Source organism: Streptomyces sp. NPDC101237 (assembly GCF_044767465.1).
Lineage (GTDB): Bacteria > Actinomycetota > Actinomycetes > Streptomycetales > Streptomycetaceae > Streptomyces > Streptomyces gramineus.
This window is the reverse complement of sequence record NZ_JBIWNY010000019.1, coordinates 15,256-38,429: the sequence shown is the minus strand read 5'-3', so window position 1 is coordinate 38,429 and position 23,174 is coordinate 15,256. Positions and strand designations below refer to the sequence as shown.

Annotated in this window: 21 protein-coding genes and 3 pseudogenes; 6 read left to right on the top strand and 18 right to left on the bottom strand. The window is 72.1% G+C overall.

The genetic code is table 11. The features are described 5' to 3' along the window. Positions 1-42: 42 nt before the first annotated feature. The 6 genes from der to ACIRQ9_RS26860 form a co-directional block, all read right to left on the bottom strand. Entirely contained in the window at positions 43-1,521 is a 1,479-nt protein-coding gene (gene der, locus ACIRQ9_RS26885) for a ribosome biogenesis GTPase Der (protein ID WP_404178548.1), read from the bottom strand. A gap of 77 nt (positions 1,522-1,598) precedes the next feature. Beyond that, on the bottom strand, positions 1,599-2,291 hold the full coding sequence (locus ACIRQ9_RS26880) for a lysophospholipid acyltransferase family protein (RefSeq protein ID WP_404178545.1): 693 nt from the start codon (positions 2,289-2,291) through the stop codon (positions 1,599-1,601). Continuing rightward, on the bottom strand, positions 2,249-2,935 hold the full coding sequence (gene cmk / locus ACIRQ9_RS26875; RefSeq protein ID WP_404178542.1) for a (d)CMP kinase: 687 nt from the start codon (positions 2,933-2,935) through the stop codon (positions 2,249-2,251). Before cmk ends, ACIRQ9_RS26880 begins: the two co-directional genes overlap by 43 nt. Positions 2,936-3,030: 95 nt before the next feature. Continuing rightward, complete coding sequence (locus ACIRQ9_RS26870) at positions 3,031-4,116, bottom strand: prephenate dehydrogenase (RefSeq protein ID WP_404178539.1); 1,086 nt, start codon at positions 4,114-4,116, stop codon at positions 3,031-3,033. Next, positions 4,113-4,475: a chorismate mutase gene (gene aroH / locus ACIRQ9_RS26865; protein ID WP_404178536.1), complete on the bottom strand. Its 363-nt coding sequence runs from the start codon at positions 4,473-4,475 to the stop codon at positions 4,113-4,115. Before aroH ends, ACIRQ9_RS26870 begins: the two co-directional genes overlap by 4 nt. 96 nt (positions 4,476-4,571) lie before the next feature. Continuing rightward, positions 4,572-4,802, bottom strand: a complete 231-nt coding sequence (locus tag ACIRQ9_RS26860; protein WP_404178533.1) for a hypothetical protein — start codon at positions 4,800-4,802, stop codon at positions 4,572-4,574. Positions 4,803-4,862: 60 nt separating this feature from the next. Here ACIRQ9_RS26860 and ACIRQ9_RS26855 point away from each other — a divergent pair. The 3 genes and pseudogenes from ACIRQ9_RS26855 to ACIRQ9_RS26845 all read left to right on the top strand — a co-directional run. After that, positions 4,863-4,973 (top strand): annotated as a pseudogene (locus ACIRQ9_RS26855) (hypothetical protein); the annotation flags it as partial. A gap of 81 nt (positions 4,974-5,054) precedes the next feature. Then, positions 5,055-5,501: a Rieske (2Fe-2S) protein gene (locus tag ACIRQ9_RS26850; protein ID WP_404178932.1), complete on the top strand. Its 447-nt coding sequence runs from the start codon at positions 5,055-5,057 to the stop codon at positions 5,499-5,501. 22 nt (positions 5,502-5,523) lie between these two features. Then, complete coding sequence (locus tag ACIRQ9_RS26845; RefSeq protein ID WP_404178530.1) at positions 5,524-6,231, top strand: DNA polymerase beta superfamily protein; 708 nt, start codon at positions 5,524-5,526, stop codon at positions 6,229-6,231. Here the strand turns inward: ACIRQ9_RS26845 and ACIRQ9_RS26840 are convergent. Next, a pseudogene (locus ACIRQ9_RS26840) lies at positions 6,180-6,311 on the bottom strand (DNA polymerase beta superfamily protein); the annotation flags it as partial. The gene ACIRQ9_RS26845 and the pseudogene ACIRQ9_RS26840 overlap by 52 nt on opposite strands. On the opposite strand from ACIRQ9_RS26840, the pseudogene ACIRQ9_RS26835 reads away from it, so the two are divergent. Beyond that, a pseudogene (locus tag ACIRQ9_RS26835) lies at positions 6,273-6,437 on the top strand (DNA polymerase beta superfamily protein); the annotation flags it as partial. The pseudogenes ACIRQ9_RS26840 and ACIRQ9_RS26835 overlap by 39 nt on opposite strands. A gap of 40 nt (positions 6,438-6,477) precedes the next feature. On the opposite strand, the gene ACIRQ9_RS26830 reads toward ACIRQ9_RS26835, so the two are convergent. From ACIRQ9_RS26830 to ACIRQ9_RS26780, 11 genes are all read right to left on the bottom strand, one after another. Next, positions 6,478-7,500 carry an ADP-ribosylglycohydrolase family protein gene (locus tag ACIRQ9_RS26830; protein WP_404178527.1) on the bottom strand — a complete coding sequence of 341 codons (1,023 nt, stop codon included), beginning with the start codon at positions 7,498-7,500 and terminating at the stop codon, positions 6,478-6,480. Next, on the bottom strand, positions 7,497-8,228 hold the full coding sequence (locus tag ACIRQ9_RS26825; protein ID WP_404178524.1) for an NUDIX hydrolase: 732 nt from the start codon (positions 8,226-8,228) through the stop codon (positions 7,497-7,499). Before ACIRQ9_RS26825 ends, ACIRQ9_RS26830 begins: the two co-directional genes overlap by 4 nt. Before the next feature lie 164 nt (positions 8,229-8,392). After that, on the bottom strand, positions 8,393-9,514 hold the full coding sequence (locus tag ACIRQ9_RS26820; protein ID WP_404178521.1) for a pseudouridine synthase: 1,122 nt from the start codon (positions 9,512-9,514) through the stop codon (positions 8,393-8,395). Next, positions 9,514-10,167, bottom strand: coding sequence for an SMC-Scp complex subunit ScpB (gene scpB, locus ACIRQ9_RS26815; RefSeq protein ID WP_404178518.1), 654 nt, complete (start codon positions 10,165-10,167; stop codon positions 9,514-9,516). The genes ACIRQ9_RS26820 and scpB overlap by 1 nt, the downstream gene beginning before the upstream one ends. Further along, the gene (locus ACIRQ9_RS26810; protein ID WP_404178515.1) at positions 10,164-11,309 is read right to left on the bottom strand and encodes a segregation/condensation protein A; all 1,146 of its coding nucleotides are present in this window, start codon (positions 11,307-11,309) and stop codon (positions 10,164-10,166) included. Before ACIRQ9_RS26810 ends, scpB begins: the two co-directional genes overlap by 4 nt. Before the next feature lie 18 nt (positions 11,310-11,327). Then, the gene (locus ACIRQ9_RS26805) at positions 11,328-11,954 is read right to left on the bottom strand and encodes a hypothetical protein (RefSeq protein WP_404178512.1); all 627 of its coding nucleotides are present in this window, start codon (positions 11,952-11,954) and stop codon (positions 11,328-11,330) included. Then, a complete protein-coding gene (locus tag ACIRQ9_RS26800) occupies positions 11,939-13,066 on the bottom strand; it encodes a ParA family protein (RefSeq protein ID WP_351936587.1) in 1,128 nt (375 codons plus the stop codon). The genes ACIRQ9_RS26805 and ACIRQ9_RS26800 overlap by 16 nt, the downstream gene beginning before the upstream one ends. 411 nt (positions 13,067-13,477) lie before the next feature. Beyond that, complete coding sequence (ald, locus tag ACIRQ9_RS26795) at positions 13,478-14,593, bottom strand: alanine dehydrogenase (protein WP_404178929.1); 1,116 nt, start codon at positions 14,591-14,593, stop codon at positions 13,478-13,480. Positions 14,594-14,737: 144 nt separating this feature from the next. Beyond that, positions 14,738-16,795 (bottom strand): tetratricopeptide repeat protein, encoded by a 2,058-nt coding sequence (locus ACIRQ9_RS26790; RefSeq protein WP_404178508.1) that lies wholly within the window; start codon positions 16,793-16,795, stop codon positions 14,738-14,740. A 175-nt stretch (positions 16,796-16,970) separates the two neighbouring features. Further along, positions 16,971-17,597 (bottom strand): NUDIX domain-containing protein, encoded by a 627-nt coding sequence (locus tag ACIRQ9_RS26785; RefSeq protein WP_404178505.1) that lies wholly within the window; start codon positions 17,595-17,597, stop codon positions 16,971-16,973. Between the two features lie 85 nt (positions 17,598-17,682). Beyond that, positions 17,683-19,353: a CTP synthase gene (locus ACIRQ9_RS26780; protein WP_404178502.1), complete on the bottom strand. Its 1,671-nt coding sequence runs from the start codon at positions 19,351-19,353 to the stop codon at positions 17,683-17,685. A gap of 510 nt (positions 19,354-19,863) precedes the next feature. On the opposite strand from ACIRQ9_RS26780, the gene ACIRQ9_RS26775 reads away from it, so the two are divergent. Together ACIRQ9_RS26775 and ACIRQ9_RS26770 are read left to right on the top strand one after the other, a co-directional pair. Continuing rightward, positions 19,864-21,666: a glycoside hydrolase family 15 protein gene (locus ACIRQ9_RS26775; protein WP_404178926.1), complete on the top strand. Its 1,803-nt coding sequence runs from the start codon at positions 19,864-19,866 to the stop codon at positions 21,664-21,666. 91 nt (positions 21,667-21,757) lie between these two features. Then, a complete protein-coding gene (locus ACIRQ9_RS26770; protein ID WP_404178499.1) occupies positions 21,758-23,140 on the top strand; it encodes an FAD-binding oxidoreductase in 1,383 nt (460 codons plus the stop codon). The last annotated feature ends 34 nt before the right edge of the window (positions 23,141-23,174 follow it).

The following is a 23,174-nucleotide window of genomic DNA, read 5'->3' as shown; positions in this document are numbered from 1 at the left end:
GGGGCGGCCACCGATGACGGTGGCCGCCCCTCATTCGTGCGTCTACTTCTTCTTGCCGCGCTTCTCGCGCACCCGCACGGAGATGTGGATCGGCGTCCCTTCGAAACCGAACTCCTCGCGCAGCCGGCGTTCGATGAAGCGCCGGTAGCCCGCCTCGATGAAGCCGGAGGCGAAGAGGACGAACCGCGGCGGCTTGGTGCCGGCCTGGGTGCCGAACAGGATGCGGGGCTGCTTGCCGCCGCGGACCGGGTGCGGGTGGGCCGCGACCAGCTCGCCGAGGAAGGCGTTCAGGCGGCCGGTGGGGACGCGGGTCTCCCAGCCGGCGAGGGCGGTCTCGATGGCGGGGACCAGCTTCTCCATGTGGCGGCCGGTCTGCGCGGAGACGTTGACCCGGGGTGCCCAGGCGACCTGGCCCAGCTCGGTCTCGATCTCGCGTTCGAGGTAGTAGCGGCGCTCCTCGTCGAGGGTGTCCCACTTGTTGAAGGCGACGACGATCGCGCGGCCCGCCTCGACGGCCATGGTCACGATCCGCTGGTCCTGGACCGAGATGTTCTCGGAGGCGTCGATCAGGATGACCGCCACCTCGGCCTTCTCGACGGCGGCCGCGGTGCGCAGCGAGGCGTAGTAGTCGGCGCCCTGCTGGAGGTGGACCCGCTTGCGGATGCCCGCGGTGTCGACGAACTTCCAGGTGATCCCGCCGAGTTCGATGAGCTCGTCGACCGGGTCGCGGGTGGTGCCGGCGAGTTCGTTGACGACGACCCGCTCCTCGCCCGCCACCTTGTTCAGGAGGGAGGACTTGCCGACGTTCGGCCGTCCGATGAGCGCGATCCGGCGCGGGCCGCCCACCGCGGTGCCGAAGGTCTGCTGGGGCGCCTCCGGCAGCGCCTCCAGGACGGCGTCGAGCATGTCGCCGGTGCCGCGGCCGTGGAGGGCGGAGACCGGGTGCGGTTCGCCGAGGCCGAGGGACCACAGGTAGGACGCGTCGGCCTCGCCGCTGGGCCCGTCGACCTTGTTGGCCGCCAGCACCACCGGCTTGCCGGCCTTGCGCAGCAGTCGTACGACCGCCTCGTCGGTGTCGGTCGCGCCGACCTTGGCGTCCACGACGAAGACGACCGCGTCGGCCGCCTCGATCGCGTACTCGGCCTGCGCCGCCACGGAGGCGTCGATGCCGAGGACGTCCTGCTCCCAGCCGCCGGTGTCGACGACCTTGAAGCGGCGGCCGGCCCACTCGGCCTCGTAGGTGACCCGGTCGCGGGTGACGCCGGGCTTGTCCTCGACGACGGCCTCGCGACGGCCGATGATGCGGTTCACCAGGGTCGACTTGCCGACGTTCGGGCGGCCGACGACGGCGAGCACCGGCAGCGGGCCGTGGCCCGCCGCCTCGATGGCACCCTCGACGTCCTCGGCGGCGAAGCCCTCCTCGGCGGCGAGCTCCATGAACTCCGCGTACTCGGCGTCGCCGAGTGCCCCGTGGTCGTACTCGTGCTCAGCCGAGTCGCCGGGCTGGATCTGGTCGTTCATGAAGTCCGTACCTCGTCGTTCATCGTGGTGATCGGTGGACCTTCCCCTATCGGGCTGATCCACTACTCAAGTGTCGCCTAGCGTCCGATCTGGCGCCTGGCGTTTTCCAGGTGGCTGGTCAGCTGCTTCTGAATGCGCTCGGTGGCCTGGTCCAGGGCGCTGCGGGTGCGCCGGCCGCTGCCGTCGCCCGCTTCGAAGGGCTCGCCGAAGACGACGTCGACCCGGGCCCGCAGCGGCGGCAGGCCCTTGACCAGCCGTCCGCGCCGCTCCGCGCTTCCCAGCACGGCCACGGGCACGATCGGCGCCCCGGAGCGCACCGCGAAGTAGGCGAGGCCCGCGCGCAGCGAGGCGAAGTCGCCCTCGCCCCGGCTGCCCTCGGGGAATATGCCGAGCACTCCCCCGTCCGCCAGCACGCCGAGCGCGCGGGTGACCGCCGTGCGGTCGGTGGACCGCCGGTCCACCTTCAGCTGGCCGATCCGGTTCAGGAACGGGTCCAGCGGGCCGACGAACGCCTCCTTCTTGATCAGGAAGTGCGTCGGCCGGGGCGAGACGCCCATGACCATCGGGCCGTCGATGTTGTGGGAGTGGTTCACGGCGAGGATCACCGGGCCGTGCGCCGGCATCCGCCAGGCGCCCAGCACGCGCGGCTTCCACAGCCCGTACATGAGGCCGACGCCGATGCGCCGGCCCACCTCGGCACCCCGCTGCGAGGGGTTCGACGGACCGCTCACTTCCCCGCCCGCTTCTCCTCGACGAGGGTGACGACGCACTCGATGACCTGGGCCAGCGTCAGCTCGGTGGTGTCCACCTCGACCGCGTCGTCCGCCTTGGCGAGCGGCGAGGTCTTGCGGCTGGAGTCCGCCGCGTCCCGCTTGACCAGGGCCTCGCGGGTGGCGTTGACGTCGGCGCCCTTGAGTTCACCGCTGCGCCGGGCCGCGCGGGCCTCGGGGGACGCGGTGAGGAAGACCTTCAGGTCGGCGTCGGGCAGCACGGTCGTGCCGATGTCGCGGCCCTCGACGACGATCCCGGTCTCGGTGCCGGTGGCCAGCGTCCGCTGCAGCTCACTGATCCGGGTGCGCACCTCCGGGACCGCGCTGACCGCGCTGACCTTGGAGGTGACCTCCTCGGTGCGGATCGGGCCGGCGACGTCCACGCCGTCGACGGTGATCGTCGGGTGGGACGGGTCGGTCCCGGAGACGATCTCCGGCTTGCCGGCGACCGCGGCGATGGCGGTCGGGTCGGTGAGGTCGATGCCGTTGGTCACCATCCACCAGGTGATCGCCCGGTACTGGGCACCGGTGTCCAGGTAGCTGAGGCCGAGCTGGGCGGCCACGGCCCTGGACGTGCTCGACTTGCCGGTGCCCGAGGGGCCGTCGATCGCGACAATCACGGGCTTTACGGCGCCGTTTTCCACGGGGGGACACCTTCCGGGTGCGGGGTGGTGGGTGGTGTGCGGGGCTCCGCGCGCCCCGCACAAGGTTACCGGCCCCCGCGACCGCCTGATTCAGCCTATTGCCGCAGCGCCCAGCCGCGGTCCCGCAGGGCCGCCGTGAGCACCGGCACCGCCTTGGGCTCCACCCAGATCTGGACGTGCCCGGCCTGCTGTCCGGTCGCGTGCTCGATGCGCACGTCCTCGATGTTGACCCCGGCCGCGCCGGCGTCCGCGAAGATCTTGCCGAGCTGGCCGGGCTGGTCGTCGATGAGGACCGCCACGACCTCGTAGGCGCGCGGCGCGGACCCGTGCTTGCCCGGCACCCGGACCTGGCCGGCGTTGCCGCGCCGCAGCAGGTCCTCGATGCCGGTGCCGCCCTCGTGCCGCTTGGCATCGTCCGAGGACTGCAGGGCCCGCAGCGCGCGCACGGTCTCGTCCAGGTCGGCGGAGACGTCGGCGAGCAGGTCGGCGACCGGGCCGGGGTTGGCGGAGAGGATGTCGATCCACATCGCGGGGTCGGAGGCGGCGATCCGGGTCACGTCCCGGATGCCCTGCCCGCACAGCCGCACGGCCGCCTCCTCGGCGTGCTCCAGCCGGGCCGCGACCATGCTGGAGACCAGGTGGGGCATGTGGGAGACGAGGGCGACCGCGCGGTCGTGGGCGTCGGCGTCCATGACGACCGGTACGGCACTGCAGTGCGAGACCAGTTCGAGGGCGAGGTTGAGCACCTCGGTGTCGGTGTCCCGGGTCGGGGTGAGCACCCAGGGGCGGCCTTCGAAGAGGTCGGCGGTGGCCGCCAGCGGCCCGGACTTCTCCCGGCCGGACATGGGGTGCGTCCCGATGTACGACGCCAGGTCCAGGCCCCGTGCCTCCAGCTCGCGGCGCGGTCCGCCCTTGACGCTGGCCACGTCGACGTAGCCGCGGGCCAGACCTCTGCCCATCGCGTCGGCGAGGACGGCGGCCACGTGGGCGGGCGGGGCGGCGACGATCGCCAGGTCGACGGGGCCGGCCGGGGGCTGGTCGGTGCCGGCGCCGAGCGCGGCCGCCGTCCTGGCCTGCTCGGGGTCGTGGTCGGCCAGATGGACGACGACGCCCCGCCGGGAGAGGGCGAGGGCGGCGGACGTACCGATGAGACCGGTACCGATGACGAGCGCGGTCCTCACTGGGCGATGTCCTTGCGCAGGGCGGCCGCGGCGCCGAGGTAGACGTGGTTGATCTCGGTGCGGGGCCGTTCGGACTCGATGTGCGCGAGGATCCGTACGACCCGGGGCATGGCGCCCTCGATGTCGAGTTCCTGCGCGCAGATCAGGGGGACGTCGACGATGCCGAGCTTGCGCGCGGCGGCCGCCGGGAAGTCGCTGTGCAGGTCGGGCGTGGCCGTGAACCAGATGCTGATCAGGTCGTCGGCGCTCAGCCCGTTCCGCTCCAGGACGGCGGTGAGCAACGCTCCGACCTGCTCGTCCATGTGACCGGCCTCGTCCCGCTCCAGCTGGACGGCCCCCCGGACCGCTCGTACCGCCACGGCGCTGCTCCTGTTCTGACGTCGTCTTCCCGTACGTCCAGCCTAGTCAGCCCACCGCCGGGCCGGTGCGCGGAGCCCGCCCGCTGAGACGGCCGCTCACCCGGAGTCCTGGCCGACCAGGCCGTCGGCGCGGGCCCGCGGTGTCCCGTCCTCGTGGCCGGGCCGGGCGGTGGGGCCGGTCCTGGCCAGCCCGTCGAGGAGGGCGCCCAGCGAACCGCCGCCCTGGCCGTGGCTGAGGAACCCGATCAGCGCGCTCAGGAGCCGTGCGTCCCCGCCTTCGCCGCCCAGGAGGCTGCCGAGCATCCTTTCCAGATCGTCGCCTGCCATGACCATGCCTTTCGGAGTCGTCGGGGCGACGTCCGCGGACGTCGGCGGACCCCCAGGTCAATGTCGGCCCATTCGCCGCGTCCCGCTACTCGGGGCCCGTTGGGCTGTCGGGTGTACGGAAAGGGTGTTTTGCGGCACTCCCTACCCGGTTGCTTCGTCCTGGGTGTTTTCAGTGCCAAGATGCTGCTGCTCCGCTCGGAGCGACTCCCTGGCGTCCGCCTCCCGGTTCTTCCGCACGTTCGGAGTGACGACATGACCGACGGATCCACCCGCCGCACGATGCTCACGACGGGCGCGTCGGCGCTCGCGGTGTGCTGCGTGGGATGCGGCAGCAACAACGGCAGTTCCTCCAGCTCCTCCGCGTCGGCCTCCGCCGCCGAGTCGGCCCCGGCGTCGGCGAGCGCGCCCGGCGGGAAGGCGCTGGCGCAGACCAGCCAGATCCCCGAGGGCGGCGGCATGATCTTCAAGGACCAGAAGGTCGTGGTGACGCAGCCGACGAAGGGCGAGTTCAAGGCCTTCTCGGCGATCTGCACCCACGAGGGCTGCACGGTCGCGCAGGTGGCGGACGGCACCATCGACTGCCCCTGCCACGGCAGCAGGTTCCACATCGCCGACGGCTCGGTGGCGCACGGCCCGGCCACCCGGCCGCTGCCCGCCGAGTCCATCACGGTGAGCGGAAATTCGATCACCCTGGCGTGACCGTCCGCGTACGCTCCCCGGCATGCAGCCCGAGGACCTGGTACGCGACCACACCGTCTACACCTGCGTCATGGGGTCGCGCGCCTTCGGACTGGCGACGGAGGGCAGCGACACCGACCGCCGGGGCGTGTTCCTCGCCCCCACGCCCCTGTTCTGGCGCTTCGAGAAACCGCCGACGCACGTGGAGGGGCCGGGCGAGGAGCAGTTCTCCTGGGAGCTGGAGCGGTTCTGCGAGCTGGCGCTGCGGGCCGATCCGAACATCCTGGAGTGCCTGCACTCGCCCCTGGTCGAGCACATCGACGACACCGGCCGCGAACTGCTCGCCCTGCGCGGCGCCTTCCTCTCCCGGCAGGCGTACGCCACCTTCACCCGCTACGCCCTCGGCCAGCGCCGCAAGCTCGACGCGGACGTCCGCGTGCACGGCGCCCCGCGCTGGAAGCACGCGATGCACCTGCTCCGGCTGCTGGCGAGCGCCCGCGACCTGCTGCGCACCGGCGAGCTGACGATCGACGTCGGCGACCGGCGCGAGGAGTTGCTGGCGGTGAAGCGCGGCGAGGTCTCCTGGCCGGAGGTCGAGGCCCGGATGGCCCGGCTCGCCACGGAGACCGAACGGGCACTGGGCGGCAGCCCGCTCCCGGCGGAGCCGGACCACGCCCGCGTGGCAGCCTTCCTCTTCGCCGCCCGCCGCACGTCAGCGACGAGCGGTGACAGAAGCTGCTCCAGCACGTAGCCGTTGCGGCGCGGCATCAGGCGGACGAACCTGCGCGGGTCGTGGGTGACCGGGTCCGTCTCGACGCCGTCGCGCGTCCACGGGTCACGGAGCGGCCCCATCCCGTGCTGTTCGCGACCGTCTCCGGCGCCCACCTGTACGGCTTCCCGTCCCGGGACTCGGACGTCGACCTCCGGGGCGCCCACCTGCTGCCCGTCGCCGACCTAGGTCAGGTCGAGGGCCGGGGACAGGGCGTCGGTCATGGGGTCAGGCGTCCCAGAGCGTGCCGAGGGCCAGCAGCTCCTCCCGGTACTCGATCCGGTCGGCCCAGGCGGCGGGCCAGGCGTCGGCGCCCAGCCAGGCGCCCGCGAAGGCGCCGGTCAGGCAGGCGATGGAGTCCGAGTCGCCGGAGGAGCAGGCGGCCCGGCGCAAGGCCGTCACCGGCTCGTCGGGGAAGAGCAGGAAGCACAGCAGGCCGGTCGCGAGGGCCTCCTCGGCGATCCAGCCGGCGCCGGTGGCCAGGCACGGGTCGGCCTCCGGGGAGGCGGTCCGCACGGCCTCCTGGAGCCGTTCGAGGATGGCCAGGCACTCGTCCCAGCCGCGCGCGACGAACGCCTCGGGCGTCGCGTCGTGGCTGCGGGTCCACAGGTCGCCGAGCCAGGTCTGGTGGTAGTGGGTGCGGTTGTCGAGCGCGTACGACCGCAACCGGCCGATCAGCGCGGCCGGTTCGGTTCCGGTGGCCAGCAGCCGTACGGCGTGCGCGGTGAGGTCGCTGGCGGCCAGCGCGGTGGGGTGGCCGTGGGTGAGGGCGGACTGCAACTGGGCCGCGCCGGCGCGCTGTTCGTCGGTGAGTCCGGGCGCGAGCCCGACCGGTGCGACCCGCATGTTGGCGCCGCACCCCTTGGAGTCGACCTGGCTGGCGTCCTGCCAGGCCCGGCCCTCCTCCTTCAGCAGGCCGCAGGCACGCAGACAGGTCCGGCCGGGCGCCCGGTTGTTCTCGGGCGACTGGTACCAGTCCACGAACTCCTCGCGCAGCGGCCGTTCCAGCCGCTTCGGCGCGAGATACCCTCGGTCCATGGCGGTGCGCAGCCCTCGTCCGACCGCGAGGGTCATCTGCGTGTCGTCGGAGACGAAGGCCCGCGCGGGCAGCTCCATCTCCCGCCACGGACCGCACTTGGCGAGGATCGAGGGCACGTCGTTGAACTCGGTCGGGAAACCGAGCGCGTCCCCGAGGGCGAGACCGGTCAGGGAGCCGACGGCGGCACGCTTGCGGGCGGGGTTCGTGGTCATGCGGGGCGTCCTTCCCGGGAGGGGCGGAGCAGGGGCGGGTGGAGCGCGGCGGCGGTGCCCGCGCGGTACAGCGCGGCGGGCTTGCCCCGGCCGCCGGTGAGCCGGGCGGCACCGGGCACCGGTTCGAGGAACCCGGGCGTGGCGAGCACCTTGCGGCGGAAGTTGGGGCGGTCCAGCGCGACGCCCCACACGGTCTCGTAGACGTTCTGCAGCTCGCCGAGGGTGAACTCGGGCGGGCAGAAGGCGGTGGCCAGCGAGCTGTACTCCAGCTTCGCGCCGAGGCGTTCGTGGCCGTCGGCCAGGATCCGCTCGTGGTCGAAGGCGAGCGGTCTCGCCGGGTCGTACGGCAGCCAGCGGGCCTGGGCCGCGTCCCCGCCGCCGCGCGGTTCGGGCGCGTCGGGCAGCAGCGCGGTGAAGGCGACGGAGACGACCCGCATCCTCGGGTCGCGGTCCGGCGCGCTGTAGGTGCGCAGTTGCTCCAGGTGCAGCCCCGACACGTCCGAAAGACCGGTCTCCTCGGCGAGTTCGCGCCGGGCCGCCGTCTCGGCCGACTCCCTGGGCAGCACGAAGCCGCCCGGCAGCGCCCACTGTCCGGCGTACGGTTCCTGCCCGCGCTCGACCAGCAGCACGTGCAGGGCCCCCGCGCGGAGGGTGAGGACGGCGAGGTCGACGGTGACGGCGAAGGGTTCGTAGGCGTGCTTGTCGTAGTCCTGCACGGACCCGTCCACCCCCCTTCTCTTCTGGCCACTCCCACTAATAGTCTCCACGACTATAAATAGGCGCGGCCGGACACGCAAGGCCCTCAGCGGCCGCTGAGGGCCCGTTCACGGGAACGACGACGGCCGGTCCCGTCGCACACGGAACCGGCCGTCAGGGAATCGCTCAGGGCCTTCTAGAGGTCGACTTCCTTCATGAGCATCCCGACCTCGGTGTTGGACAGGCGGCGCAGCCAGCCCGACTTCTGGTCGCCGAGGGTGATCGGTCCGAAGGACACCCGCACCAGCTTGTCGACCGGGAACCCGGCCTCGGCCAGCATGCGCCGCACGATGTGCTTGCGGCCCTCGTGCAGGGTGACCTCGACCAGGTAGTTCTTGCCGGTCTGCTCGACGACCCGGAAGTGGTCCGCGCGCGCGTACCCGTCCTCCAGCTGGATGCCGTCCTTGAGCCGCTTGCCCAGGTCGCGCGGGATGGGACCCACGATGTGCGCGAGGTAGGTCTTCTTCACGCCGTACCTGGGGTGGGTCAGCCGGTGCGCCAGCTCGCCGTGGTTGGTGAGCAGGATGACGCCCTCGGTCTCGGTGTCCAGACGCCCCACGTGGAAGAGCCGGGTCTCCCGGTTGGTGACGTAGTCGCCCAGGCACTGCCGCCCGTCCGGGTCCTCCATGGTGGAGACCACACCGGCCGGCTTGTTCAGCGAGAAGAACTGGTACGACTGCGTGGCCACGGTCAGGCCGTCGACGCGGACCTCGTCGTTCTCCGGGTCGACCCGCTTGCCCTGCTCCAGGACGATCTCGCCGTTCACCTCGACCCGGGCCTGCTCGATCAGCTCCTCGCAGGCGCGCCGGGAGCCGTAGCCCGCGCGGGCCAGCACCTTCTGCAGCCGCTCGCCCTCCTGCTCGGCGCCCGGAAAGGTCTTGGGGAGCTTCACGTCCGGCTTGCCGGCGTACCGCTCCCGGTTGCGCTCCTCGGCCCGGGCGTCGTACTCGCGGGAACTCGCCGGGGCCGTACGGCCCCGGCCGGTGCCCTGACCCTGCCGGGGGCCGCCCTTGGCGCCGCCGCGCGCCGAGGCGCCGCGGCCCGACTTGGGGCCGTCCTGGGTGGCGCCGGGGCCCACGTCGTAGCGCCGCTCCTCCGGGCGCGGCTTCTTCGGACGCCCGCCCTGCTTGTCGTCGCGGGCGTTGCCGGCGCCGCGGTAGTCACCGCGGCCACCGCTGCTCCCGCCGCGGCCGCCGCTGTTGCCACCACGGCTCCCGCCGTTGTTTCCGCTGCTGTTCCTGCCGCTGCTGCTTCGCATCAAAGTTCCGTCTTGTCGTCTGCGTCCTCGGAATCCGGAGCGTCCGGATCGAACGACGGCACACCCTCCTGGGTCTCGGCCTCGATCGCCTCCGCCTCCGGGAGGAAGGGCGCGAGTTCCGGGAGCTCGTCCAGGCCGCGCAGGCCCATCCGCTCCAGGAAGTAGTTCGTCGTCCTGTACAGGATCGCACCTGTTTCGGGTTCCGCGCCCGCCTCCTCGACCAGACCGCGCTGGAGCAGGGTGCGCATGACGCCGTCGCAGTTGACTCCGCGGACGGCCGAGACGCGGCTGCGGCTCACCGGCTGGCGGTAGGCGACGACCGCCAGGGTCTCCAGCGCGGCCTGCGTCAGCCGGGCCGTCTGGCCCTCCAGGACCAGCCGTTCCACGGCGGGCGCGAACTCGCCCCGGGTGTAGAAACGCCAGCCGCCCGCGACGAACCGCAGCTCGAAGCCCCGGCCCTGCGCGGTGTACTCCTCGGCCAGGGCCCGCAGCGCCTTGGTGATCGTCTGCCGCGGCCGCTCCAGGATCTTCGCCAGGTGCTCGGCGGTGGCGGGCTCGTCCACCACCATCAGGACGGCCTCCAGGGCCGGCTTGAGGTCGAGTTCGGCGACCGGGCGCAGCCCGGCCGGCAGCTCTGAGGTGTCCTCGCTCACGCCTTGTCCTCCTTGGGCGGCTCCGGCGGCCGGTCGAACTCGTCGGTCACCATCGGCCGGGACCCCGCGTCCCCGCCCGTCCACCGCACGATCAGGTCGCCCAGCGCGGTCTCCTGGTCCAGGGCGACGGCCTTCTCCCGGTACAGCTCCAGCAGGGCCAGGAACCGGGCCACGACGGTGAGGGTGTCGTCGGTGTCCGCGACGAGGGACCGGAAGTCCGCCTCGCCCAGTTCCCGCAGCCGGGCCACCACGATCTGGGCCTGCTCCTGCACGCTGACCAGCGGTGCGTGGATGTGGTCGACGTACACCTGCGGCTTGGGCCGGGGCTGCATCGCCTTGACCGCGAGCCTGGCGAACCCCTCCGGGCCGATGCTGATGACGACCTCGGGCAACAGCTCGGCCAGGTGCGGCTCCAGGCCGACGGTGCGGGGCCAGCGGCGCGCCTCCTCGTCCAGGCGGCTATTGAGGATGTCGGCGATCTGCTTGTACGCGCGGTACTGCAACAGCCGCGCGAAGAGCAGGTCGCGGGCTTCGAGGAGCGCGAGGTCGGCCTCGTCCTCGACCTCGGCGGCGGGCAGCAGCCGGGCGGCCTTGAGGTCGAGGAGGGTGGCGGCGACGACGAGGAACTCGGTCGTCTGGTCGAGGTCCCAGTCCGGCCCCATGGCCCGGATGTGCGTCATGAACTCGTCGGTGACCTTGGAGAGCGCGACCTCGGTGACGTCCATCTTGTGCTTGGAGATCAGCTGGAGGAGGAGGTCGAAGGGGCCCTCGAAGTTGGCCAGCCGGACCTTGAAGACACCGTCCGCCACGGGGTCCGGCCCGGACCCCGGCTCCGCCGCGGCCGGCTCGGACAGGGCCACCGCGGCTTCCGGCTCCGCCGGACCGGTCGCCGGCTCCGCCACCTCGGCCTCCGGGACGGCCCTGGCGGGCACCGGCACCGGCTCCGCCGCCACGGACTCGGGCGCGGCCTGAACGGACTCCGGATCCGCCGCGACGGGCTCCGGCCCGGCCGCCGCGGGCCCTGGTGCCGACCGCGGTTCGGCGGTCTCGGAAGCGGTCGGGGGCGCCGTGCCCGGTCCCCGTCCCAGCGCACGCCGACGGCCACCGGAGTGGCCGGGAACGGGAGCGTCGGTCGAGGTCATGGCCCCCGCAGGCTACCTCTACCGGCCGCGCAGCCGTCGTACGAGAATGCTCGCGTCCCCGCGGGACTCCAGGTCGGCCAGGACCACGGCGACCGCCTCGCGGACGATCCGGCCGCGGTCCACGGCCAGTCCGTGCTCGCCGCGGAGCACCAGACGCGCGTGCTCCAGGTCCATCAGTTCCTCGGCGGAGACGTAGACGGTGATCTTCTCGTCGTGCCGTTCCCGGCCGCTCGGCCGCCGCGCGGGGGCCCGGCCGCCGCGCTTGCGGGGCTGGGCCTGCTCGGCGGCGGCGCCAGAACCTTCCTGCGCCGCCTGCCGCCGCCCGGTCCGGTCGGCGGACGGCGTGACCGTCACCGCGGGCCCGGCGGGCGACGGGGCGTGGTTGCGGGACTCCCTGGCATCGGCCGGCTCGGCGTCCGCCGCCACGTGCTCCGCGCCCTCGCCGTCACCACCCTGCACCGGCACCGCGTGCGGCGCGTCAGCGGCACCCTCGGTGGCCGCGTCCTCGCTCTCCGCGGGACCCCCTGGGGCCGGCACCCGGGCCTCGCCGTTGGCCGGGCGCCTGGGGGTGGACGGCTGCAGCGCCATGCCCCCGGTCGTACGGAACAGTTCGTCGGCCCCCGGCAGACTCACTCGGCGTGACACCGGGCGAGCACCTCCCTGGCGAGCTGACGGTAGGCGGCCGCACCGACGGAGTTGGAGGCGTACGTGGTGATCGGCTCACCGGCGACCGTGGTCTCCGGGAAGCGGACCGTGCGGCCGATGACCGTGTGGTAGACGTGGTCGTCGAAGGCCTCGACGACCCGCGCGAGCACCTCACGGCTGTGCACGGTGCGGGAGTCGTACATGGTGGCGAGGATGCCGTCGAGCTCCAGCTCCGGGTTGAGCCGCTCCTGGACCTTCTCGATGGTCTCGGTCAGCAGCGCGACACCGCGCAGGGCGAAGAACTCGCACTCCAGCGGCACGATCACCTTGTGAGCGGCCGTCAGCGCGTTGACCGTGAGCAGGCCGAGCGAGGGCTGACAGTCGATCACGATGTAGTCGTAGTCGGGCAGCAGCGGCTTCAGGGCGCGCTGGAGCGTCGACTCCCGCGCGACCTCGGAGACCAGCTGGACCTCGGCGGCCGACAGGTCGATGTTGGAGGGCAGCAGGTCCATGTTGGGGACCGCCGTCTTCAGGAGCACCTCGTCCGCCGCCATGCCCCGCTCCATGAGCAGGTTGTAGACGGTGAGGTCGAGCTCCATCGGGTTGACGCCCAGGCCGACCGAGAGCGCGCCCTGCGGGTCGAAGTCGACGAGCAGGACCCGCCGGCCGTACTCCGCGAGCGCGGCACCCAGGTTGATGGTCGACGTGGTCTTGCCGACGCCGCCCTTCTGGTTGCACATCGCGATGATCTTCGCGGGGCCGTGATCGGTCAGCGGACCCGGGATCGGGAAGTAGGGCAGCGGGCGGCCGGTCGGGCCGATGCGCTCACGACGCTGGCGGGCGGCGTCGGGCGCGAGCGTGGCCGCGTACTCGGGATCGGGCTCGTACTCGGCGTCGGGGTCGTAGAAGTGCCCCTCGGGCAGTTCGTCGTAGTCGGCGAACCGGCTGTGGGGCGCGCCACTTCCGTCGCCGGCCATGGCGTTCACGTGATGGCCATCCATGCTCTGGTGTGCTGTCCGCGTGGTCAGCGAACTCTGATGGGCTGCGAAGGTGCGCACCGCGACGGAGCCGACAGCCTCGAACCCCGCGGGACCCTGGTCCCTCACCGGCATTCCTGGTTGACCACCCCCGGGAGAAAATGTCGACTCATTCACAAGTCGTCTTACCTCCTTGGTGACCAGGAAACTTCTAGACAGGTCAGCGTGGCACCATGCCGACAGTCGGCGACTCTATGGCGTGTCGGGCGTCCGCAGCAACACAATCCGCCGGACCCGGCAGGATGTGTCGGCAATGAAACATCTCGCTGTCAAGGGCGTACGGCCGTCGCACAGCAGGTTTCACCGGTGCGCGAATCGGTCGAAGGGTTACGTTCGAGGCGAGTTGACCGAGCGTCGCAAAGTGACCATACACACATCCGGCCGGACCTTGTCCGCAAGGTCCGGCCGGATGGGCGCGGTTGACGCCGCTTGTTGACGTATCGCCTTTACGAAAAGGTGACTTGGTCACCGCCTCGGTGCGACGGCTCAGTCCAGCAGCGTGTCGAGCTCGACGTGGTCCAGGCCGTGGGCCTCGGCGACCTCGCGGTAGACGACCTTGCCGTCGTGCGTGTTGAGGCCCTTGGCGAGCGCGGCGTCGCGGCGCAGCGCCTCGACCCAGCCGTTGTCCGCGAGCGACACGATGTAGGGCAGCGTGGCGTTCGTGAGCGCGTAGGTCGAGGTGTTGGGCACCGCGCCGGGCATGTTGGCGACGCAGTAGAAGACCGACTCGTGGATCCGGAAGGTCGGGTCGGCGTGCGTGGTGGGCCGGGAGTCCTCGAAGCAGCCGCCCTGGTCGATCGCGATGTCGACAAGGACACTTCCCGGCTTCATGCGGGAGACCAGCTCGTTGGTGACCAGCTTCGGGGCCTTGGCGCCCGGGATGAGCACCGCGCCGATCACCAGGTCGGCCTCCAGGCAGGCCTTCTCCAGCTCGAAGGAGTTGGACATGACGGCCTTGACCTTGGTGCCGAAGATCTTGTCGGCCTCGCGCAGCTTGTTGATGTCGCGGTCGAGCAGGGTCACGTCGAAGCCCATGCCGATGGCGATCTGCACGGCGTTCCAGCCGGAGACACCGCCGCCGATGACGACGGCCTTGGCGGGCAGCACGCCCGGGACACCGCCGGGCAGGACGCCGCGGCCGCCGGCCGCGCGCATCAGGTGGTAGGCGCCGACCTGCGGCGCGAGCCGGCCCGCGACCTCGGACATCGGGGCGAGCAGCGGCAGGGCGCGGCTCGGCAGCTCGACGGTCTCGTAGGCGATGGCGGTGGTGCCGGACTCCAGGAGGGCGTCGGTGCACTCCCTGGACGCGGCCAGGTGCAGGTAGGTGAAGAGCGTCTGGTCCTTGCGGAGGCGGTGGTACTCCTCCGCGATCGGCTCCTTGACCTTCAGCAGCAGGTCGGCGGTGGCCCACACCTCGTCCGCCGTGTCCAGGATCCGTCCGCCGGCGGCGACGTACTCGTCGTCCGGGATCGACGAGCCGACACCGGCGCCGCGCTCGATGACGACCTGGTGGCCGTGGCGCACCAGCTCGTGCACACCGGCGGGGGTGATGGCCACCCGGAACTCGTTGTTCTTGACCTCGCGGGGGATGCCGACCTTCACGTCGATCACGGTCCTTGGCTCAGAGGGTGTGGGGGCACAACAGCACATACCCGGCATGGAGGAACACACCAGGAGACACCGCAGGAGAACCGGCGGCAGAGCCAGTTTAATGAAGGCGTTCCGGCTGTCTAGCCTTTCATTGCATCAATCTTCGCCGGACCCGCTACGGATTTCGCAGGCGTTATCTCCCTGTTCCGGGCTGGAGTCCTGGCCGAGGGGCTCCTCACCCAGCATGCGCTCGGCGGCCGAGCGGTGCAGGCTCGCGGCGGTGGAGTCGCCGAGGCGCTCCAGCGTGTCCGCCAGCCGCAGCTGGAGCGCCGCCTGGAGCCGGGTGTCCTCGGCGCGGCGCGCCCACTCGACCGCCTCCTGACAGGTGCGCAGCGACTCCGCGGGCCGGCCGGCGTACTCCTGGACGCGGGCCAGCTCGCTCAACGCCCTTGCCTGGGCGGCCACATCGCCGTTCTTGCGGTGTCCGGAGACGGCGGCCCGCCAGGCCCGCAGCGCCTCGCCGTAGCGGCCCGCGTAGGTGTGCGCGCCGGCGATGCGGCCGTAGAGCCGGGCGGCCTCGGCGCGCTCGTCGCGGGCCAGGCGCTCGGCGAGGGCGCGGCCGAACCAGTCGGCGGCCCGGTCGTAGTCGCCCAGCTCCTGATACGCGCCACCTACGGATTCCATTGCGCGACCGGTTGCGTACGGGTCATTTGCACTGCGTCCGGCGGTCAAAGCCGACCGATATCGCACCAGCGCGTCCTTGGTGCGCCCGGTCTGCGCGTCCAGGTCGGCCAGGTTCAGCAGCGCGGCGGCCTGCTCGCGGGGCAGGTGCCGGCGCTCCGCCACGTCGAGCACCAGCCGGTGGATGCCGTACAGGTCGGGCGCGGCGGCCTGGGTGCCGAAGTGCGCCGCCATGGCCTTGACCAGCTGGGACATCAGCCGGCGGGCCAGGGTGTCCAGCTCGCCGTCGGCGACCGCCGCGCGGGCCGCGGCGAGCAGGGCGGGGCGCCGGATCCGCAGCCAGTCGGCGGCGGCCCGCGGGGTGGGGAAGCGCAGCTCGCGGTGCAGGCCCTGGAGCTTCTCGCGGGCCTGCGGGTTGTCCGTCTCGGTGATCGCCCGGCAGGACTGGAGCAGCCGTACCGTCCGCTCCAGCATCCGGGCCCGGGCCAGCTGGAGTTCTCCGGCACGCTCCTGGGTCTCGGCCAGGCCGCGGAGCAGCGGGTGCAGACAGCCGGGGACCTCGTACTGGGGCAGCGAGGTGAGCAGCGGGCGGAGCATGCCGAGGCGGACCAGCTCGTCCAGGGCGGCGCGGGCGGTGTCCACCGAGCAGCCCGCCAGGGCCGAGGCGGTGTGCGGGTCCACCAGACCGGCCGGGGCCAGCGAGAGGAGTCGCAGTGTCCGGGCGGTCTGGGCGGGCAGGTCGCCGTGGACGAAGCGGAAGACGCGGGCGAGCGCGGTGACGTCCTCCGGGTCGGCGTGCAGCCGTTTGGCGAGATCGGAGACGGTCACCTGGGGATGGGCCGCCAGCCAGCCGCCGGCCAGGGTGAGCGCGGCGGGCTGTCCCTGGCACACCTCGGCCAGCGCCTCGGCGGACCGCGGGTCGACGGTGACCCGGACCGAGCCGGTGTACCGGGCCAGGAGTTCCACGCCCGACTTGGTGTCCAGGCCGCCGAGGGTGCACGGGCGGACGTCGGAGATCCCGGTGAGCGGGCCGCCGGAGACGGCGACGGCCAGGCAGTCGGAGTTGTCCGGGAGCAGCGCGTCGACGTGGTCGGCGCCGGGCGCGTCGTCGAGGAGGAGGAGCATCCGGCGCCCGGCGAGGGCGGTGCGCAGGGCGTGCGTGAGGTCGTCCTCGGCGGCGCCGGCCGGGGTGGGCAGGCGCAGCGCGGTGAGGAGTTCGCGGGCGGTGCGTTCCACGGGGACCGCGGTGCCGTCGGGTTCGGTGAGGCGGGCGCGCAGCACGCCGTCGGGGTAGTCGGCGGCGACCTGGCGGACGAGTTCCGCGGCGAGGGCGGTGCGGCCGGATCCGGGTCTGCCCGCGATGAGCAGGACCCGGGCACGCGGGGCCTTGCGGCCGGCGATGGTGTCCAGGCCCGCGCGCTCGATGTCGGCGCGCAGTTCCTTCAACTCCCTTGTACGGCCCAGGAATTCGTCTTCCGTGGCCGTCGGCGCCGGCACCCGCGCGCCGCCTGTGTCCACCACCTGATCCGTCACGGGCCACACTCCCGTCCCACCGCACACGCAATGCCCGCCGGGACTCCGGTTCGGGCCTCTCGGCTCAATCGCGTCGAGCCTAGTTCACGTGCACGGACGTTCCGGGCGGAGCGCGGCGGGGACGTCGCCCGATCGGATCAGGCGATGGTCACATCAGCACACCCGCGGTGGGGGTTCAGGCGGCGAAGGGGCGGGCCGGCCAGGGCGCGTCGGCCGGGCGCAGCGCGTCCAGTCCGTCGCCGGTGCGCGCGGCGACCAGCGAGAGGACGCCCGTCACCAGGCAGTTGTTGTGCACGTCGCCGGCGAGCACCAGGCGCACCAGCTCGTCGACCGGCACGCGCGCGTACTCCAGGTCGATCTCCTCGTGCTCGGTCGCGAAACGCTCGCCCTCGGCCTCGGACAGGTCACGGGCGAGGAAGATCCGCACCGCCTCGTCGCAGCCGCCCGGGGTGGTGTAGAGGTCGGTCAGCACCCGCCAGTCCTCGGCCTTGACGTGCGCCTCCTCGTACAGCTCGCGCTGGGCCGCGTGCAGCGGGTTCTCGCCGGGGACGTCGAGCAGACCGGCCGGGATCTCCCAGAGCTTGTGCCGCACCGGGTGCCGGTACTGGCGGATGAGCAGCACCCGGTCCTCCTCGTCGAGGGCGAGGACGGCGACCGAGCCGGGGTGGACCTGGTAGTCACGGCGGACGACCGAACCGTCGGGCATGACCACCTCGTCCGTGCGGACGGAGGTCTTGTTGCCCACGAAGGGGGTCTCCGTCGCCCGGATCTCCCACTCCTCGGGAGTGTCCTTGATGGTCATGCCGTGCCGCCTTCCGCGTGCGGAGAAGAAAACCGGGGTGCATGCCGTTGAGGGGATGCGCCCCGGCCACCGTACAACCGGTGTGTTACTTCGCATTCTCCTGCCCGGCGGGGTCCTGCTGACGCGCGACCGCGGCCTTCACCAGGCCCGCGAACAGCGGGTGCGGGCGGGTCGGGCGGGACCGCAGCTCCGGGTGCGCCTGGGTGGCGACCAGGTACGGGTGGACGTCGCGCGGGTACTCGACGTACTCGACGAGCTTGCCGTCCGGGGAGGTGCCGGAGAACTGGATGCCGGCCTTCTTCTCCAGCTCCGCGCGGTAGGCGTTGTTCACCTCGTAGCGGTGCCGGTGGCGCTCCTCGACGTACTCCTTGCCGTCGTACACCTCGCGCACGATCGAGCCCTCGGCCAGCTTGGCCGGGTACATGCCCAGCCGCATGGTGCCGCCCATGTCGCCCTCGCCGGCCACGATGTCCAGCTGCTCGGCCATGGTGGAGATCACCGGGTGGCCGGTGGCGGAGTCGAACTCGGTCGAGTTGGCGTCCGGGATGTCGGCCAGGTTGCGCGCGGCCTCGATCACGATGCACTGCAGGCCGAGGCAGAGGCCGAGCAGCGGGATCCGGTTCTCGCGGGCGTACTTGATGGCGCCGACCTTGCCGAGCACACCGCGGTCGCCGAAGCCGCCGGGGATGCAGATGCCGTCGACGTCACCGAGCTGCGCGGCCGCGCCGGCCGGGGTCCTGCAGTCGTCCGACGTGACCCACTTGATCGTGACGCGGGCCTTGTTGGCGAACCCGCCGGCGCGCAGCGCCTCGGTGACCGAGAGGTAGGCGTCGGGCAGGTCGATGTACTTGCCGACCAGCGCGAGGGTGATCTCGTGGTCGGGGTTGTGGACGCGGTCCAGCAGGTCGTCCCAGGTCCGCCAGTCCACGTCCCGGAACGGCAGGTCCAGCTTGCGGACGACGTAGGCGTCCAGGCCCTCGCCGTGCACGGTCTTCGGGATGTCGTAGATCGAGCGGGCGTCCGGACAGGCGACCACGGCCGCCTCGTCGACGTCGCACATCAGCGAGATCTTGCGCTTGATGGCGGTGGGCACCTCGCGGTCGCAGCGCAGCACGATCGCGTCCGGCTGGATGCCGATGTTGCGCAGCGCGGCCACCGAGTGCTGGGTGGGCTTGGTCTTCAGCTCGCCCGACGGGCCGATGTACGGAAGGAGCGAGATGTGCACCACGAACACGTTGTCGCGGCCGACCTCGTGACGGACCTGGCGGACCGTCTCCAGGAACGGCAGGGACTCGATGTCGCCGACCGTGCCGCCGACCTCGGTGATGACGACGTCCACCTCGTCGGTGGCCATCCGGCGGATGCGGTGCTTGATCTCGTTGGTGATGTGCGGGATGACCTGGACGGTGTCGCCCAGGTACTCGCCACGCCGTTCTTTGGCGATCACCGTCGAATAGACCTGACCTGTGGTGACGTTGGCGGAGCCGTCCAGGTCGCGGTCGAGGAAACGCTCGTAGTGGCCGATGTCCAGGTCGGTCTCGGCACCGTCGTTGGTGACGAACACCTCACCGTGCTGGAAGGGGTTCATCGTGCCCGGGTCGACGTTCAGGTACGGGTCGAGCTTCTGCATCACCACACGCAGGCCGCGGGCCTTGAGCAGCATGCCCAGGCTGGAGGCGGTGAGGCCCTTGCCGAGCGAGGAGGCGACACCCCCGGTGACGAAGATGTGCTTGGTCGTCGTAGATTTCGGCGGCATGGCCAAGAGGGTGCTCCCGTGGTCGCGGTCTGTCATGCGGTACGGCCGGCCTCCGGGTTTCCGGGGGTGCCGTCGCTGCGGTTCGGGGGTTTCGTACCCACCGGTCCACGGGCTACCAGGGTATCAGCGCCGCGGAGAGATGGCTTCCGGCCACGTTCCGTACACACATCGGCACAGACGTGGTGCCTGGCTTACCGGGTTTTCACTCAGGGCTCACCCGTTCGGCGCACACGGGTTGCCCGGAGCGGCACGCAGATCATCTACGTGCGTCGTATCCTGCTCGGACACTCGCTGCCGAGCCGACCGGAAAACACGGCACACCCCCGCCCGTCACCCCCGGAACACGAGAGCTCGGCAGTTCGTTGAGCTATGACTGTCGTTTTGCCTCAGGGCGCGGCGGGCTGCTTTGCTTCACCGCTTAACGACGCACAACAACAACCCCCCTTGACCGCACTAGCGACAGCCCCCTTTTGCCTGGGGGGTGACGTGGCCGTTCGACTGGAGTTGCACGTGGCCGGGCGCATCGAAGACTACGCACTCATCGGAGACATGCAGACCGCGGCATTGGTCTGCCGGGACGGCACTGTGGACTGGCTGTGCCTGCCCCGCTTCGACTCGCATGCCATCTTCGCCGGTCTGCTCGGCACCGAGGAACACGGCTTCTGGCGGCTCGGCCCGGCCCACGCGGCCGACTCCGAGCCGCCGACCGCGGCCCGCCGCACCTACCGCGGCGACTCGCTGATCCTGGAGTCCGAGTGGGACACCCCGCGCGGGACGGTCCGGGTCACCGACTTCATGCCGCCGCGTGACGGCGCGCCCCAGCTGATCCGGATCGTCGAGGGCGTCACCGGCCGGGTGCCGATGCGCTCGGTGCTGCGGATGCGCTTCTCCTACGGCCGGGTCGTCCCCTGGGTGCACAAGCACGAGGGCCGTACGGTCGCCGTCGCGGGCCCCGACTCGGTGTGGTTCGACACGTCGGCGGAGACCTACGGGAAGTCGCTGACCACCTACGCCGACTTCACGGTGGCCCCCGGCGACCGGATCGCGTTCACCATCTCGTGGGAGCCCTCGCACAAGGAGCCGCCGCCGCTGCCGGAGCCCGAGCAGTCGCTGGAGGCGACCGAGGAGTTCTGGCGGGAGTGGGTCGAGCACTGTACGTACCACGGCCCGTACCGCGAGGCGGTGGTCCGCTCCCTGATCACCCTGAAGGCCCTGACGTACGCCCCCACCGGCGGCATCGTCGCCGCGCCCACCACCTCCCTGCCGGAGGACGTCGGCGGCGTCCGCAACTGGGACTACCGCTACACCTGGCTGCGCGACGCCGCGATCACCCTGTCCTCCCTGCTGCGCACCGGCTACCGCGAGGAGGCCCGCGCCTGGCGCGAGTGGCTGCTGCGCGCGGTCGCGGGCGACCCGGAGAACCTCCAGATCATGTACGGCATCGCGGGCGAGCGCGAGCTGGGCGAGGCCGAGCTGGACTGGCTGCCCGGCTACGAGCACTCGGCGCCGGTCCGGGTCGGCAACGGCGCGGCGCACCAGCTCCAGCTGGACGTCTACGGCGAGGTCACCGAGGCCCTGCACCTGGCCCACATGACCGGCCTCGCCCGCAACGACTACGCCTCGCTGCTCCAGCTGAAGCTCATCCGCTACCTGGAGGACCACTGGGACGAGCCGGACGAGGGCATCTGGGAGGTCCGCGGCCCGCGCCGGCACTTCGTGCACTCCAAGGTGATGGCCTGGGTCGCGGTGGACCGCACCATCAAGCTGATCGAGTCCGGGGACGCGGACGGGCCGCTGGAGCGCTGGAAGGAACTGCGCGACGACATCCACCGGGACGTCTGCGAGAAGGGCTACGACAAGGAACGGAACACCTTCACGCAGTCCTACGGCTCCCAGGAGCTGGACGCGTCGCTGCTGCTGATCCCGCAGATGGGCTTCCTGCCGCCGGACGACAAGCGGGTCATCGGCACCATCGAGGCGATCCAGCGCGAACTGTCCACCTCGGACGGCTTCATCCTGCGCTACCCGACCTCGGGCGGCGACGAGGGCGTCGACGGGCTCCCCGGCGACGAGGGGGCGTTCCTGGCCTGCTCGTTCTGGATGGCCGACGACCTCGCGATGATCGGCCGCGTCGACGAGGCCCGCAAGCTGTTCGAGAAGCTCCTCGCGCTGCGCAACGACCTCGGGCTGCTGGCCGAGGAGTGGGATCCGCGGCTGCAGCGGCAGGTGGGGAACTTCCCGCAGGCGTTCAGCCACGTGCCGCTGATCGACACGGCGCTGCGGCTCACGGCGTCGGGGGCGTACGGGGGATAGCCGGCCGTCGGCGCTTCCCCGCGCTCCCTGCGGGCCGCTCGTGCTTAGGTGGATCCAGGACCAATCCCCTCTTCGCGAAAGGGGGGCGGCCATGGCTTCCCCCTCCAAGGCGCACACGGCGCTCGCCGCCCTGCGCGAGGATCTCGCCGGTGCGGTGTTCGCGCCGGGCGACGCCGGGTACGACGACGCCCGTACCGTCTTCAACGCCATGATCGACCGGCGGCCCGCCGTCATCGCCCAGTGCGCCGACGACGCCGACGTGGTCCGCGCGGTGCGGTTCGGCCGCGAGCTGGACCTGGCGATCGCGGTGCGCGGCGGCGGCCACAGCGTGGCCGGGTCGGCGAGCGGCGACGCCGCGCTCGTGGTGGACCTGCGCCGGATGCACGAGGTCACCGTCGACCCCGCGGCGCGGACGGCCCGTGTGCGGGGCGGCGCCACGATGAGCGATCTGGACCGGACGACCGAACCGTACGGCCTGGCCACCACCGGCGGCCGGGCCTCCACGACCGGCGTCGGAGGCTTCGTGCTCGGCGGCGGTACCGGCTGGCTCGACCGCGCCTTCGGCCTGGCCGTCGACAACCTGCTCGGCGTCGAACTGGTCACCGCGGACGGCGAACGGGTGCACGCCGGTGCCGAGGACAACCCGGAGCTGTTCTGGGCCCTGCACGGGGGCGGCGGGAACTTCGGCGTCGCCACCGCCCTCACCCTCGCCCTGCACGAGCTGCCGGCGTTCTCCGTCGCGGTGCTGCTCTACTCGCCGCGGTCGGGACCGGACGTGGTGCGCACCTTCCGGGAGATGATCCGCACCGGGCCCGACGAGGCGGCCGGCGCGGTGCAGTACCTCACCGGCCCGCCGCTGCCGTTCGTACCGGAGCACCTGGTGGGCACGCTGGTGTGCGCGGCCCTGGTGACGTACGCGGGCGGCGAGGAGGACCTGCGCAAGGTCGTCGAGCCCTTGCTGGCGCTGCCGCACGAGGCGGAGACGGTCGGCCGGATGCCGTATCCCGCGGCGCAGTCCATGCTCGACTTCCCGCCCGGCCTGCGGAACTACTGGTCGGCCGAGTACCTGGACGCGCTGCCCGACGCGGCGGTGGACGCGTTCTGCGGCTGCGCGGACGGCGTCCTGGTGCCCAGCGGCACCCAGCACGTGCTCTTCCCGCAGGGCGGGGCGATCGCGGCGGGCCCCGCCGAGTACCCGGTGCCCTACCGGTCCGCGTCCTGGGCCGTGCACCCCTTCGGCATGTGGGCGGAGCCCGCCGACGACGACCGGGCCGTGGCCTGGGTGCGGGACGTCCGGGCCGCCGTGCGCCCCTGGTCCAACGGCGCGGTCTACCTCAACTTCATCGGCGACGAGGGCGGCGACCGGGTGCGGGCCGGGCTGGGAGCGGGGAACGCGCTGCGGCTCGGCAAGGTGAAGCGGGCGTGGGACCCCGACAACGTCTTCCGCTTCAACCACAACATCGAACCTGTCTGACGGAAGGTGCCGGGAAGGCGTTCGCCCAGGTAGC

Excerpts from the sequence above, each read along its gene's own strand:
- der (WP_404178548.1), bottom strand. The coding sequence starts at position 1,521 with ATGAACGACCAGATCCAGCCCGGCGACTCGGCTGAGCACGAGTACGAC.
- ACIRQ9_RS26845 (WP_404178530.1), top strand. The coding sequence starts at position 5,524 with ATGCAGCCCGAGGACCTGGTACGCGACCACACCGTCTACACCTGCGTC.
- ACIRQ9_RS26785 (WP_404178505.1), bottom strand. The coding sequence starts at position 17,597 with ATGACCATCAAGGACACTCCCGAGGAGTGGGAGATCCGGGCGACGGAG.
- ACIRQ9_RS26800 (WP_351936587.1), bottom strand. The coding sequence starts at position 13,066 with ATGCCGGTGAGGGACCAGGGTCCCGCGGGGTTCGAGGCTGTCGGCTCC.
- ACIRQ9_RS26850 (WP_404178932.1), top strand. The coding sequence starts at position 5,055 with ATGACCGACGGATCCACCCGCCGCACGATGCTCACGACGGGCGCGTCG.
- ACIRQ9_RS26810 (WP_404178515.1), bottom strand. The coding sequence starts at position 11,309 with ATGACCTCGACCGACGCTCCCGTTCCCGGCCACTCCGGTGGCCGTCGG.
- ACIRQ9_RS26860 (WP_404178533.1), bottom strand. The coding sequence starts at position 4,802 with ATGGCAGGCGACGATCTGGAAAGGATGCTCGGCAGCCTCCTGGGCGGC.
- ACIRQ9_RS26820 (WP_404178521.1), bottom strand. The coding sequence starts at position 9,514 with ATGCGAAGCAGCAGCGGCAGGAACAGCAGCGGAAACAACGGCGGGAGC.
- ACIRQ9_RS26830 (WP_404178527.1), bottom strand. The coding sequence starts at position 7,500 with ATGACCACGAACCCCGCCCGCAAGCGTGCCGCCGTCGGCTCCCTGACC.
- ACIRQ9_RS26770 (WP_404178499.1), top strand. The coding sequence starts at position 21,758 with ATGGCTTCCCCCTCCAAGGCGCACACGGCGCTCGCCGCCCTGCGCGAG.
- ACIRQ9_RS26780 (WP_404178502.1), bottom strand. The coding sequence starts at position 19,353 with ATGCCGCCGAAATCTACGACGACCAAGCACATCTTCGTCACCGGGGGT.